We start from the raw sequence: 14,602 nt of genomic DNA, 5'->3' as shown, positions 1-14,602 counted from the left end.
GCGCAGCCGGTTTCGCGGGCCGTTGCCGTGTGCGGTGGAATAGCATGTGCGTATGTCCCCGCCCGATATCGAGCGTGCTGACCTGCCGGAATACCTGACTTGGGAGGATCTGGAGCGGCTTCCCGAGGAGATCGCCGATCAGATCGAGTTGTGGGATGGGCGAGTTGTCTGGGCGCGCCGGGGGATTGGTGAGCATCAGACCGCGATGCGCCGTCTGACCAATGAGATCGAACGTTGCGCTCGCATCGAGATGTCCGCGCATCCGCAATGGTGTTGGCGGGCGAACCTCGCGACAAACGTGTTCTTCGGCAGTACCGGGAAATCCGACTTCGTCACCCCGGACTTCGTCGTGCATCGTTGCCTTCCGGTCGGCGCCGACATCCGGGCAGCCGATACAGTTCTGGTCGGCGATGTGCTGTCGCCGTCGAACACCCCTGCCGAAATAGAAGCGAAGAAGGCCCGGTACGCGGGTGCCGGAATTCCGTCGTATTGGGAAGTCGACCTGACGCCGGATCTGACCGGTATCGGTGCCCTTCGCGTGTACATCCTCCAGGTCGGTCAAGCCGAACTCCCTCCCGGCGTGCGCCCGCTCCGCAACGTGAACTATCTAATGGCAGGCCAATGGACCCCCGATTCCTGTGCGGGCATTTCCTTCCCATACCCCTTCACACTCGAGATCCCTTGGACCGCACTGGCCTTCTGAGGGGTCCACTTCGAAACATCGAGCGGTGACTGTGCCGAAGTCCACCACTGTCGCGAATGTGTGTGGCGCAGGTACTTCGGTGCACTTCGCCATCGGCGGGTAGCGTGCGAGTCGTGTTGGAATCGGGGGCGGGCTTCGCCGGCTATCGCTTGGAGCGGGTGCTCGGGCAAGGCGGGATGGGGACGGTCTATCTGGCCGAACATCCCCGGTTGCCGCGCAGCGTCGCGCTGAAGCTGCTGAATCGGGAGTTCTCGGCCGATCAGGAATTGCAGCGGCGGTTCGAGCGGGAGGCCGATGTGGTCGCGCAGCTGGACCATCCGAGCATCGTCGGGGTATACGACCGTGGTCGCGATGACGGGTATCTGTGGATCGCGATGCAGTTCATTCGCGGAACCGACGCCGCCACCTGGGATTCGCGGGCACACGAACCCGGCGTCACCGCGCGCCTGATCGGGGAGACGGCGTCGGCGCTCGACTACGCCAACCAGCACGGGGTGCTGCACCGAGACGTCAAGCCGGGCAACATCCTGATCGCCGATCCCGAACACGGTCGTGAGATCCGCGCGGTACTCACCGATTTCGGGATCGCCCGGGTCGCTTCCGCCAACACCCAACTCACGGCGACGGGCACCTTCACCGCCACTCTCGCCTACGCCTCGCCCGAACAACTGTCCGGCGAGGTGGTCGACCATCGCAGCGACCAGTATTCGCTGGCCTGCACCCTGTTCGCGATGTACGCCGGGCACCCGCCCTACACCGCTACCAACCCCGGACAGGTGGTCGCGGGCCACCTGTCGCAGCCGGTGCCGCGACTCAGCACGGTCAGAACGGATCTGCCGCCCGCGGTCGACGACGTCATCGCCCGCGCGATGGCCAAACGTCGCGACGAGAGATTCGGCAGCGCGACGGAATTCACCGACGCGCTGCGCGACGCGCTCGAGGGCAGGCATGTCGCCGCGCCGACCACGCATCAGCAGTGGAACGACCCCGCGCAGCAGTCCCCGGGCTCCGCTGAGCACGCGCAGCGACCATGGACCGATCCTGCCCAGCAGTGGCATGGTTCCGGTGGGTACGCCCAGCACTCAGCCCCGGCGTACGGTTCGGGCGGGCACGCGCAGCAGCCCGTCCCGCAGGCGTATGAGTCCGGCGGGCACGCGCAGCAGCAGCTCGCCCCGCAGGCGGCGTATGGCTCCAGCGGCCTCGCGCCACAGCCCACACCGTTGGCGTACGGCTCCGGCGGCCTCGCGCCACAGCCCTACGGCTCCGGTGCGCAGGCTCAGCCTGCCTGGGCGCGCGCGGAATACGTTGTGCCGGTGAATGATCCGCGGATGTACCCGATGGCAGCCGCAGGTCCCTGGCAGCAGACCCCGGTCGGTCCCGAGCCGTCGAAGGCCGCCGCGTTCTTCGTCGGCATCGTGACACTGCTGTTCAGTCTGTCGATCGCGGCCTTCCTGGTCTTCGGCATCACTCAAACACTGGACGAGATCGACCGGGGCGAGGACCCCACCGGGTCGTTCCTCGCGATCGCGATTCTCACGGTCGTCGTCGTGTTCACCGGCAGCGGCGCGGTGCTGCTGCTCTGCGCGCGCACCGCAGGCCGGGTCATGTCGATCATTACGGCGGTGCTCGTGGGGCTGTTCGCGCTGTTCGGCGTCATCGGGTCCGCAGTGGGCGAGGTCTACCCCGCGACCGCGGCCTCCGCCGCGGTGTTCGTCCTCGCGGCGGCACTGGTCGGGTTCGCGGCGTCGTCGTCGACCGGGCGCTGGATCCGCTACCGCAAGGCGGTCCGCGCGAGTCGCTGGCGATGATCGGCGGCGGTGCCCGTGATGGTCGGTAGGGTGGGCTGATGTCGTCGGGGCGGGTCTCGGTGGTGTTGCCGTCCTCGGTCGAGGAAACGGTGCGCACGGTGTTCGGTGCGGCCGGCGCGCGGTGGATCGACGCGCTGCCCGAAGTGGTCGCGGGGTTGGCGGCGCGGTGGGGGCTGACGGAGTTCTCCGCGCCGTTCGACGGTGGAACGCACGCCTATGTGGCGTCGGCGCGGCGCGTGGGTGGTACCTGGGTGGTGTTGAAGGTGCCGATGCACGACGAGGAGAACATCGCCGAGGCCACCGCGCTGCACAGCTACGACGGCGACGGCGCGGTCCGGCTGCTCGATTTCGACCCGGACAGTGGTGCGCTGCTGCTCGAATGGGCCCGCCCGGGCGTCGAATTGCTCACGCAGCCAGGGTTTCCCAGCCTGGAGGGCCGACCGGAGAACGCCGACAAGGTGGCGTTCGCCTGCGGGCTGTACCGCCGACTACGACGACCGCTGACCACGGTTCCCGCCGGTTTCCCGGAACTGCCCATGGCCACTGACATCGTGGCGGGACTTCGCGCGCGGCTGGCCGATCCGGAACCCGCACTGGCCGAACATCTCTCACCATTGCTGCGAGAACAGGCGGCACGCAGGTGCGCCGAGTTGGGGGAGCCGATCGGTGAGCCGCTGATCGTCAACCGCGACACCCACCTCGGCAATATCGTTGCCGCCGAACGTGAACCGTGGCTCCTGATCGATCCGAAGCCCTGCCTCGGCGAAGCGGCCTTCGACGCGGGCTTCCTGATCATGATCCAGGTCCAGACGACCCCGACCCCCGAACACGCCCGCGCCGTCGTCGTCACCACCGCGCGCCACCTCGATGTCCCGATCGACCGCGCGGGCGGCTGGGCGTTCCTGCGCGCGATCGAGGAGATCGTCTGGTCGGTCGAGGACGGCGACGACGAGACCCTGCCACTGCACCTGGCGGTCGCGACAGCGCTGGCAGGCGACCCGTGGCGTCGCGCCGACCCGGCCTGAACGGCCACCGCACTCCGGCGATCCGGTGGGCTCGGCACCCGGAACGGTCGCCGACCTGAACGGCCACGGCACTCCGGCGATCCAGGTGGGGCCCGGCACCTCGAACGGTCGCCGACCGCATCGACTCGCTGTGGGATAGCGCCGTATGGCGGCGCTCACGGTCGGTGCAGGGCATCCAGCAGGGTCCGCACGATCGGATTCTCGCGGGCGTCCTCGCGTAGGACCGCCGACACCGGGATGCGTAGGCGGTGGTCGGTGAGGTCGAGGGTGAGCAGGCCCTTGGTCGGTCCCTCGTAGAGGATCGTCCAGGACTCGGGCCGGTTGAGCAGTTCCATCGTGGCGGTGTGGTCGGGCGGGATCGGCGGGCCGAACGTGGGTCCGGTCGGGAGGTCGGCAAAGGCCGAGCGGATCAGTGTGTGCAACAACACCTGCTCCTGTTCGGGCGGCAGCAGCAGGGGATAGGGGCTCAGATCGGCGAGGGTGACCGCGCCGCGTTCGGCCAGCGGATGATTGCTGGAGATGGCGATCACCAGGTCCTCGACCCACAGCTGTTCCACCGCCAGACCCGGCTGTTCGACACTGCCGCGGATCAGCGCCAGATCGCAGTCGCCGTCGGCCACCGCCGTGATCCGCTGACGGAACGGTTTGATGACGTATTCGATCTCGGCGTCGGGATGCGCGGCCCGCGCGGTGGCGATCGCCGACAGCGACGGCGCGGCGAAAGACATGTTGGCGGCCAAGCGAATTCGTGGTCCGGTGGTGCGCACGGCGGCGCGGATCGCCGATTCCAGGCTCAGCATCTGCTTGGCCAGTGGCAGCAGGCGTGAGGTCGCGTCGGTGGGGACGACGGCGCGGGTGGTGCGCTCGAAAAGTTGCGCGCCGAGGTCACGTTCCAGTCTCGCGATCTGATGACTGATCGCGGATTGTGAGATGAAGCAGCGGTTCGCCGCGCGGCTGAAACTGAGTTCCTCGCAGACGGCCACGAAGTAGGCCAACTGTCGAAGTTCCACCAGGTACCTCCCATTGATTAGTTATACAGATAAGAGTCATCTCTACTATGCGCCCAGGCAGTGGAAACATCTACGTTCCGCATCGCGTTTACTCATAGGAAAGGGTTCATTACCGATCTAGACCGCGATCTTGGAGCGAGCGATCATGGAACACACAGACGTCGTCATCGTCGGCTCGGGCTTTGGAGGCCTGGCCGCCGCCAAGCAACTGGCCAAGTCACGAGTCGGTGTCGTGCTGATCTCGAGCACGCCCGAGCACCTGTTCCAGCCGCTGCTCTATCAGGTGGCGACCGGAGTGCTCGCGCCCGAGGAGATCGCGCCGCCGATCAAGAACGTACTGCGCCGCCACCCCGAGATCGACGTCCGCCTCGGCAAGGTCACCGGCATCGACGCCGAGAACGCGGTGCTCACCTACGAGACCGCTGACGGACCCCGCCAGATCGCCTACGCCTCGCTGATCGCCGCCACCGGTGCCAGCCAGAGCTACTTCGGCCGCGACGACTTCGCCGAGAAGACCTATTCGCTCAAGACCATCGACGACGCCCAGCGCCTGCGCGCCCAGATCGCCCACGTGTTCGCGCTCGCCGAGAACGCCGACGAGGTGACCAGGCACCGCCTGCTGAGCTTCGTGGTGGTCGGCGCGGGCGCGACCGGCGTCGAGGTCGCGGGCCAGATCCAGGAACTCGCGAAAAGGCACTTCCACCAGCAAGTCTCGGTGACGCTGGTCGAGGGCGCCGGCGAGGTGCTGCCCCCCTTCGGCGGTGGGCTCTCGGAATACGCGAAGCGTTCGCTCACCGACAGCGGTGTGGAGGTGCTGCTCGGCACCTTCGTCACCGATATCGACGAGGGCAAGGTGACGGTCAAGGACAAGGAGGGCATGGAGCGCCGGATCGCCGCCGAGACCGTGGTGTGGTCGGCGGGCGTGCAGGTCGGCGGCTTCGCGACCCTGCTCGCCGAGGCCACCGGCGCCGAGACCGACCGCGCGGGCCGCATCCTGATCAACCCCGATCTGACCGTCGGCGGCCACGCCGACATCTACGCCATCGGTGACATGACCTCGCTCAACGGCTACCCCGGCCAGTCGCCGGTCGCCATGCAGGAGGGTCGCCACGCCGCCGACATCATCCGTCGCAAGAAGGACGCGGGCACGCCGTTCGTCTACTGGGACAAGGGCAGCATGGCCGTGATCAGCCGTTTCAGCGCGGTGGTGAAGCTCAACGAGCGCGTGACGTTCAAGGGCACCATCGCCTGGGCGGTGTGGCTGGCCGTTCACCTGATGTATCTGGTCGGCTTCCGTAACCGCTTCGCGGCGGTAGCGGGGTGGCTGGTCGCCTTCATCGGGACGGCGCGGCCCGGCCTCGACGAGGCCGAGCGCGCGGAGGTCGAGCGGGCGAAGATCGCGCGGGCCGTGGTCGAGCCGACGAAGGTCGAGTCGGCGAAGGTCGAGTCGACGGACGTCGATCGCACCGCCGAGGAGCGAGTGCACGCCTGATTCACCCCGCGACGGCCCGCCGAGGAATCGGCGGGCCGTTGTCATCGCGCAACGTTCGAAATACCCGATCTCGAAGCGGGTCCAGCGTCGAAATCGGTCGTGTTCGGCCAGAAACCCGCAGGTGGGCGAACGATAAGCAGCGGGTCGGTAAACGCCCGGTGTGACGTCCATCTCGTTCACCGAACGGGCATCGGGGCGACACTGGATCGTCGCCCCGATGCCAGCTCGGACTGGCTTCATCAGCAGTATGACAATTTCGTCCGTGTTGACCGCCCCGGCGCCGGACTCCGGGGTGGGGAAATCTCGGTACTCCTTGGTCATCGCTTCCGATGCCGAGCACCGGGAAGCCGCACAGCGACTGCGCTACCAGGTATTCGCCGCCGAACCCGGTTTTCAGATGCCCGAGAACGCGACCGGCCTCGATGCCGACAAGTTCGACGAGCACTGTGACCATCTGCTGGTTCGGGACGAGTTCTCCGAACAGTTCGTCGGCTGCTACCGGATGCTGCCGCCGGACCGGGTCGACGCGGCGGGCGGTTACTACACCGCCACCGAGTTCGATCTGACCCAGCTCGACCCCACCGGTCACCGCATCGTCGAGATGGGTCGGGCCTGCGTGGTCCCCGATCACCGCAACGGTTCGGTGCTCACCCTCATGTGGGCGGGCATCCTGCACTACATCCAGCTCACCGGCTACGACTGGGTGATGGGCTGTGTGTCGGTGCCGATGCAGGATTCGCCCACCGATCCGGCCGGGGTGAATGTGCGCGGCGTCCGCGACCAGTTGCTCGGCCGCCACGCGTGCGACCCCGAGCGTCGGGTGCACCCGTACAACCCGGTCGTCGTCGACGGAGTGTCCCTCGATCAGATGACCCCGCCGAGCCGTCCCAAGATGCCGCCGCTGCTGCGCGGCTACCTGCGCCTGGGCGCCGAGATCTGCGGCGAACCAGCCCACGACCCCGAGTTCGCCGTCGCCGACTTCGTCGCGCTGCTCGGCTTGGAAACCATCAACACCCGGTATCTGGAGCGGCTGCAGAGCGCGGCCGCCAATTTCGACGGGAAGTAAACCCCATGGTGTTCGACGCGCCCTTAGCAACGCACTCTCACTCCTGGATGCCGTCGAGCCCCTGTGGGTCCGGCTGCATCGAGCCGATCGACGAGGTCGGCACCGCCGCGATGTTCGCCCGGCTCGCCGCGATCGCCGGGCTGGTGCTCAGCTTCCCGGTGGTGACCGTGGCCACCCCGAAGTCGCGCCGCGAACGCGTGCAGCGCCGCTACGCCAGGGCGGCGCTGAGTTGCCTGGGGATGCGGTTGCGCATCATCGACAACCGCTCGTCCGAGCAGGGTGGGTCCGCCGAGGGCTTCGCCGACACCGGCACCGCGGTGATGATCGTGGCCGGACACATCGGCTGGGCGGATGTGGTGACGCTGGCCGCGGTGCAGCCGGTGAGCTTCGTCGCCCGCGCCGACATGGTGGAGTGGCCGCTGCTGGGCAAACTCGCGAAGCTCACCCGCGTCATCCCGATCGAACGGGCGCGGTTGCGTGAACTGCCGGGCGTGGTCGGGCAGGTGGCCGATCGGCTGTCGGCCGGTAACCGGATCGTCGTCTTCCCGGAGGGCACGACCTGGTGTGGCCGGGCCTACGGCTCGATGCGCCCCGCCATGTTCCAGGCCGCCGTCGACACCACCACCCCGGTCCAGCCGGTGCGGCTGCGCTACCTGAACAGCGACGGAATGCCCTGCACCGTACCGGCTTTCGTCGGCAACGACAGCTTCGCCGATTCCGCGAAGCGAGTGCTGCGCAGCAAGGGCATGATCGCCGAGATCGTGCTGGAGCCGCTCGAACACCCCGGCCTGGATCGCCGGGATCTGGCCCGACGCTGCGAGACGGCGGTGCGTGGCACCGACCGTTCCCGCCACGGTGTGGCCGACACCCAGTGGATCGAAGCGGGCAATACCCGCGTGCAGGATCCGTCGATGGGCGAGCAGGAGCAGGTCAGCCGTCCGGTGAGGGCTACTGCCTGGTAATCACCCTCGACGGGAATCGACGACGACCGGAGGCCGCGTGGCGGTCTCCGGTTTCGTCGTCCGTGGCTGGGTACTCCGTAGCGAAACGCAGGTCGATGGTTGCGCCGCGTGGAACACAATGTGAAACACTCGCGTCCGCTCGATATTCGTTCGCCCCGCGTATGACCTGCGAGGGAGGTGTTTATCGAACTGGCCAGGCGCTTATACCCCATCGCGGCTACGGCGAAACGATCAAATTGCCACCGTGCCGAAATTGATGAGATATTTGCCGTACCGTCACGCCGGATTTTTCCGATACCCCGGGTAGCCGAAGGTCTGGCGATGTTCGAGATGTGCGATCGCATGGGTGATCCATGGTGAAGGGAAGCCTTTCCGGTGACTGAGCAAGCTTCTGGCGTACGCCGTCGCACCGCGCGCCGCGCGCCCGTGACGTCGACGTTGCCGCGCCTCCTGCTGGCCGCTGTCGAGCGCGCCCCCGAGGCTTGCGCGTTGCGCTTCGATGGGCGCAGCCTCACCTACACCGAACTGGATCAGTGGTCATCGCGCCTGGCCAGGGTGTTGATCGCACGTGGTCTCGGGCCCGGCGACCGCTTCGTTCTCGCGCTGACCCGCTCGATCGAGTCCGTGGTCGCGGTCTGGGCGGCGGCCAAGGCCGGCGTCACCTTCGTGCCCGTCGATCCACGCTATCCGGCCGAGCGTGTCGCCCATATGCTCGCCGATTCCGGCGCCGCGTTCGGGCTGGCCCAGTCGGCGGACGCGGCCCGGCTCGACGCCGGTATCGAGTGGCTGTCGCTCGATTCCGACGGGTTCGCCGCCGAGTGCGCGGCGATGTCGGACGTGCCGGTGAGCGCGGGCGAACGGGTCCGCGGACTCTCCCCGGACGATCTCGCCTACATCATCTACACCTCCGGTTCCACCGGCGTCCCCAAGGGCGTCGCGGTCACCCACACCGGCCTGGCCGGGCTGTGCGCCGAACAGGTCCGCCGGTTCGGCATCACCGCCGACTCGCGCACCCTGCACTTCGCCTCGCCCAGCTTCGACGCCAGCATGCTGGAGCTGCTCCTGGCGATCGGCGCGAGCGCCACGATGGTCATCGCGCCGCCCGAGGTCTACGGTGGCGACGAACTGACCGACCTGCTGCGCGCCGAGCGCGTGACCCACGCCTTCATCACGCCCGCGGCCCTGGCCGGGCTCGACCCGACGGTGCTGCCGGAACTGGCCGCGCTGGCCGTCGGCGGTGAGGCCTATCCGCCCGAGTTGATCGCGCGCTGGGCGCCCGGGCGCGCGTTCTTCAACGTGTACGGCCCGACCGAGACCACCATCGTCTGCGCGATGAGCGATCGACTCACCGCCGACGACGTGATCTCCATGGGCGACACGATCCCCGGGATGCGGGCGCTGGTCCTCGACGCGCGCCTGCGCCCGGTTCCGGATCGGGTGCCCGGCGAGCTTTACCTCGCCGGGGAGGGTCTGGCCCGCGGCTATCACGACCGCGCCGGGCTCACCGCGAGCCGGTTCGTGGCCGACCCGCTCGGTCGCGGCAGGCTCTACCGCACCGGTGACCTGGTGCAATGGGTTCCGGTGCCCGGCGGAGTCGGCCTGAAATTCCTCGGCCGCACCGACGCGCAGGTGAAACTGCGCGGCTTCCGCATCGAACTCGGTGAGATCGACGCGCTGTTCGCCACCGACGACACGGTGCGGTTCTCCGCCACGCTGATCCGGACGCTGCCCAGCGGTGCGGACGCGCTCGTCTCCTATCTGGTCGCGGCCGCGGGCGCCACGATCGACACGGCGGCGTTGCTGCGGCGAGCCGAGCGGCACCTGCCCCAGCACGCGGTCCCCGCGGCGATCGTGGTGCTCGACGAGGTGCCGTTGACTCCGGTCGGCAAACTCGATCACCGAGCACTGCCAGCGCCGGAACTCGTCGCTCGCGAGTTCGAGGAGCCGCGCGGCGCCACCGAACGCGCCGTGGCCGCGATCTTCGCCGAACTGCTCGGCGCCGACCCGATCGGGCGCGGCGACGATTTCTTCGCCCTCGGCGGCAATTCGCTGCTCGCCACCCAGCTGGCGGGGCGGCTGGGCGCCGCGGGCGGTGTGCGGGTACCGGCCCGCACCGTGTTCGAGCACGGCACGGTGGCCGAGCTCGCCGTCGCCCTCGACGAGCTGGTCGGTGACGCGTCGGCGCGAGTCCCGCTGGTCCCCCGTGAACGTGGTGCGTACGTACCGCTGTCGCTCGCCCAGCAGCGCATGTGGTTCATGGCGCGGCTGGATCCCGACTCCAGCGCCTACAACATCCCGGTCGCGCTGCGGCTGTCCGGCCCGCTCGACACCGCCGCGCTGACCGCCGCCCTCGACGATGTGCTCGAGCGCCACGAAGTGCTGCGCACGGTGTACCCCGAGCACGAGGGCGCGGGCTTCCAGCAGGTGCTGCCCGTGGCGCAGGCCGGTCTCGACGTGGTGGTCGACCCGGTCACCGAAGCCGATCTGCCGGGCGAGCTGGCCAGGCTGACGTTCGGCGGTTTCGATGTGTGCCGTCGAGTTCCCTTGCGTGCGGCGATCTTCCAGCTGTCCCCGACCGACCATGTGCTGGCGGTGGTCGTGCACCACATCGCCACCGACGGCTTCTCGCTCGGCCCACTGACCCGCGACCTGATGACCGCCTACGCCGCCCGCGCCGCCGGTGCGGCCCCTGGCTGGGCGCCGCTGCCCGTGCAGTACGCGGACTACACGCTCTGGCAGCAGGACATGCTCGGCGCGGCCGACGATCCCGATTCCCTGCTGGCGCAACAGCTCGGGTTCTGGCGCAGCGCGCTCGCCGGCGCCCCGGCGCTGCTCGAGCTGCCCACCGACCGGCCGCGTCCGCCGGTGGCAGGCACCCGCGGCGCCGCACAGGACTTCGCCGTGTCCGCGCCGGTGCACGCCGCGCTGGAAAGCCTGGCGCGCGAGCACAATGCCTCGCTGTTCATGGTCGTGCGGGCCGCGCTGTCGGTGCTGCTGGCGCGGGTCGCCGGCACCGAGGACGTCACCGTCGGCGCGCCGGTCGCCGGCCGTGGCGAACCCGAACTCGACGATCTCGTCGGCATGTTCGTCAACACCATCGTGTTGCGCACCCGCGTCGACGCCGCCGAGTCCTTCGCGGCCCTGCTCGATCGGGTTCGCGATATCGATCTGGCCGCGTTCGCCCACGCCGATGTGCCGTTCGAACGCCTTGTCGCCGAACTGGATCCGCCGCGCACCCAGGCCCACCACCCGCTGTACCAGGTGGCGCTGTCGTTCCAGAACTTCGGCGCCACCCGCCTCGAACTGCCCGAGTTGACGGTGTCGGCGGTGGATCTGGGCGAGGAAGCGGCGCCGGTGGACCTCCAGCTCACCGTGGTTCCGCTCGAGGACAACGACGGACCCGCCGGTCTGCGCTGCTCCTGGCGCTACGCCACCGACCTGTTCGACGCCTCGACCATGGCCACACTCGGCGAGCGCCTGGCCGGGCTGCTGGCCGCGGCTGTCGCCGCGCCGCACCGGCCCGTCGGCGACCTGCCGGTGCTGACCGCGGCCGAGCGAACCGAGCCCGCGGGCGAGCTGCGCCTGATCCCGGATACGACGTTGCTCGGCGAATTCCGGGCACGCGCCCAGGATCGGCCGGACGCGCCCGCGGTCACCTTCGGTGCGGTCACGGTGACCTACGGCGAGCTGGCCCGCCGCGTCAACCGACTGGCCAGGCTGCTCGTCGCCGACGGTGTCGGCCCCGGAAGTACTGTGGGCGTGGCGATTCGGCCGTCGATCGAGCTCGTGGTGGCCATGTACGCGGTCTTCGCGTCCGGCGGCGCCTACGTGCCGCTCGATCCCGACTCGCCCGCCGAGCGCCGCGCCGACATCCTGGCCGCCGCGCGGCCGGTCTGCCTGCTGACCACCACCGGTGACGCGATCGCGGCCGAGGGCCTGCCGGTCGTCGCGGTGGACCGGGTGGCGACGGCGCACCTGTCGGACGCGTGGCTGACCGACGCCGATCGCCTACGCCCGCTGCACACCCTCGACCTGGCGTACGTGATCTTCACCTCCGGCTCGACAGGCAAGCCGAAGGGTGTCGGCGTGCCGCATTCGGCGATCGTCAACCAGGCCGCCTTCATGGTCGGCGAGTACGGGGTGGGGGAGTCCGACACCGTCCTGCAGTCGATTCCGTTCACCTTCGACGCCTCGATGATCGGTTTCGCGGCCCCCTTGCGCGCGGGCGCGCACATGATCGTGGCCGCCACCCAGGGCCTCACCGATCCCGCCTACCTCGCCGAACTCGTTGCCCGCCACCGTGTTACGGGCACGACCATCGTGCCCTCGGTTCTCCAGATGCTGCTGGATTCGGCACCGAGCGGCGCCCTGCGTTCGCTGCGCGCGGTGTGGGTGGGCGGCGAGGCACTGCCGAACGCCACCATCGACCGCTTCACCACCGTCACCGCGGGCCGCCTGCACAACCTGTACGGCCCCACCGAGGCCACCGTGTCGATCACCGGCGCCGACGTGACCGAGGTGGGCGACGGCATCGTCCCGATCGGGTTGCCGCACTGGAACTCTCGCGCCTACGTCCTGGACGCGCGGTTGCGCCCGGTGCCCGTGGGCACGCCCGGCGAGCTGTACCTGGCGGGCGCGCAACTGGCCCGTGGTTACCTCGGCAGTCCCGACAAGACGACGGAGCGATTCGTCGCCGACCCGTACGGACCCGTCGGTGAACGCATGTACCGCACCGGCGATCTGGTGCGCAGACTCCCGTCCGGTGACCTGACCTACCTGGGCCGCACCGACGTTCAGCTCAAACTGCACGGCCTGCGCATCGAACCCGGCGAGATCGAAGCGGCGCTGCGCACGCACCCGGCGGTCGCGGGTGCGGCGGTCACGGTGCACCACGAACAGCTGGTCGGGTACGTGACGCCCCTCGACGGCGCGGTCGACACCGCTGACGTGCTGGCGACCATCCGAACCCTGTTGCCCCCGTACATGATCCCGCACCGTCTGCTCGAACTCGACGAGTTCCCGCTCGGTGCCACCGGCAAGCTCGACCGCAAGGCGCTGCCCGCCCCCGCCGTCGAGATCCGCGAATACCAGGCGCCCGCCACCGCCGACGAGGAGATCGTCGCGGCGGCGATCGCCGGAGCGCTCGACCTCGAGCGGGTGGGCCGCGACGACGACTTCTTCGTCCTCGGTGGCACCTCACTCGCGGCGATCCGGGTGCGCGCCACCATCGCCGAGCAACTGGGCATCGAGGTGCCGCTGCGTCTGCTGTTCAGCTATCCGCTGGTCAGCGACCTGGCACTGGCCCTGCGCGACGAGACCGCGGCCTCGGCCGCCGGGCCGGATCCGGCCGTCGACGCGATTCTGGACCCGTCGATCGACCTCACCGGCTGCGCCCCCCAGCGCACCGGCCCAGCGACCACGCTGCTGCTCACCGGCGCCACCGGGTTCCTCGGCAGCTTCCTGCTGCGCGAACTCCTGGACCAGACCTCGGCGACCGTCCACTGCCTGGTCCGCGCCACCGACGACGCGAGCGCGGTGGAGCGCATCGTTTCGACCGCCGCGAAGTACCGCATCGACCTGCGGCCCTACCTCGACCGCATCGTCGGCATCCCCGGCGATCTCGCGCAGCCCAACCTCGGGATGGACCCCCTGCGCTTCGCCGAGCTCGCGGCCAGGGCGGACGCGATCTATCACAACGGCGCGCTGGTGAACCACCTCGAGCCGTACGCCCGGATGCGGGCGGCCAATGTGTGCGGCACCACCGAGGTGTTGCGCCTGGCCACCACCACCCGGGTCAAGCCGATCCACTATGTGTCGACCCTGTCGGTGCTCGCGGGTATCCCGCAGGACAACGGTGTGCCCGCCGGTCTGCCCGGGTACGCGATGACCAAGTGGGTCGCCGAGCAACTCGTGCACACCGCGATCGAGCGCGGTGTTCCCATCGCCGTCTACCGCCCCGGCCTGATCACCGGCGACTCGCGCACCGGCGTAGCCCCCGCCGAAGACGCCTGGTGGACGATGTTGCGGTCCATGCTGGTGCTCGGAGTGGCCGTCGATGTGCGCGCGATCGGCATCGAGATGGCCCCGGTCGACCATGTCGCGGCGGGGATCGTGAGCCGATCCCGGCAGCCGGCGGCCATCGGCAATATCTTCCGGGCCGCTGGTGCGCAGGTGCCGCTCCAGGTCGTCTACGAGGAGATCCGCAGCCGCGGTTACCGTTTCGACTTCATCGACCCGATGGAGTTCGGCCTCCAGCTCTCCACTGCCGCCGAACGCTCCGATGCCGACCCCATCCTGGCGCGCGCTTCCGCGCTGAGCGGCAACTACGCGGCCGCCCTCGCCAAGGCGGACCCGGTGGCGGTGCTGAGCGAGGTGGAATCGGCCCCGGTCGAGCCCTTCCGTGGTCTGCCGATCGAGTTCCCCGCGGTCGACGCCTCGGTCATCGCCCGCTACTTCGACCACTACATCGAGATCGGCTTCTTCCCGAAGCCGGAGGCGGAGAATCTCACGTCCGCGTGACAAGCCGTCCCGCAGGA

The 14,602-nt window shown here is 69.2% G+C and carries 8 protein-coding genes; 7 read left to right on the top strand and 1 reads right to left on the bottom strand.

The features are described from left to right. Positions 1–52: 52 nt before the first annotated feature. The 3 genes from NA12_RS11620 (at position 53) to NA12_RS11610 (ending at position 3,536) form a co-directional block, all read left to right on the top strand. Positions 53–703 (top strand): Uma2 family endonuclease, encoded by a 651-nt coding sequence (locus NA12_RS11620; RefSeq protein WP_067449210.1) that lies wholly within the window; start codon positions 53–55, stop codon positions 701–703. A gap of 113 nt (positions 704–816) precedes the next feature. Further along, positions 817–2,511 (top strand): serine/threonine-protein kinase, encoded by a 1,695-nt coding sequence (locus NA12_RS11615; RefSeq protein ID WP_084472723.1) that lies wholly within the window; start codon positions 817–819, stop codon positions 2,509–2,511. 38 nt (positions 2,512–2,549) lie between these two features. Then, complete coding sequence (locus NA12_RS11610; RefSeq protein ID WP_067449206.1) at positions 2,550–3,536, top strand: aminoglycoside phosphotransferase family protein; 987 nt, start codon at positions 2,550–2,552, stop codon at positions 3,534–3,536. Positions 3,537–3,691: 155 nt separating this feature from the next. Here the strand turns inward: NA12_RS11610 and NA12_RS11605 are convergent, their stop codons facing one another. Further along, positions 3,692–4,546: a LysR family transcriptional regulator gene (locus tag NA12_RS11605; RefSeq protein WP_067449205.1), complete on the bottom strand. Its 855-nt coding sequence runs from the start codon at positions 4,544–4,546 to the stop codon at positions 3,692–3,694. Between the two features lie 145 nt (positions 4,547–4,691). On the opposite strand from NA12_RS11605, the gene NA12_RS11600 reads away from it, so the two are divergent. From NA12_RS11600 to NA12_RS11585, 4 genes are all read left to right on the top strand, one after another. Further along, positions 4,692–6,038: an NAD(P)/FAD-dependent oxidoreductase gene (locus NA12_RS11600; protein ID WP_084472691.1), complete on the top strand. Its 1,347-nt coding sequence runs from the start codon at positions 4,692–4,694 to the stop codon at positions 6,036–6,038. A 247-nt stretch (positions 6,039–6,285) separates the two neighbouring features. Continuing rightward, on the top strand, positions 6,286–7,104 hold the full coding sequence (locus NA12_RS11595; protein WP_067449203.1) for a GNAT family N-acetyltransferase: 819 nt from the start codon (positions 6,286–6,288) through the stop codon (positions 7,102–7,104). 47 nt (positions 7,105–7,151) lie between these two features. After that, positions 7,152–8,066 carry a lysophospholipid acyltransferase family protein gene (locus tag NA12_RS11590; RefSeq protein ID WP_243654695.1) on the top strand — a complete coding sequence of 305 codons (915 nt, stop codon included), beginning with the start codon at positions 7,152–7,154 and terminating at the stop codon, positions 8,064–8,066. Between the two features lie 375 nt (positions 8,067–8,441). Continuing rightward, positions 8,442–14,585, top strand: a complete 6,144-nt coding sequence (locus tag NA12_RS11585) for a non-ribosomal peptide synthetase (RefSeq protein WP_084472689.1) — start codon at positions 8,442–8,444, stop codon at positions 14,583–14,585. Positions 14,586–14,602: the final 17 nt, after the last annotated feature.

The sequence above is a fragment of the Nocardia alba NBRC 108234 genome (assembly GCF_001612665.1).
Taxonomy (GTDB): Bacteria; Actinomycetota; Actinomycetes; order Mycobacteriales; family Mycobacteriaceae; genus Nocardia; species Nocardia alba.
Note: the sequence above shows the minus strand (reverse complement) of the source record. Positions and strands in the feature narration are given on the sequence as shown.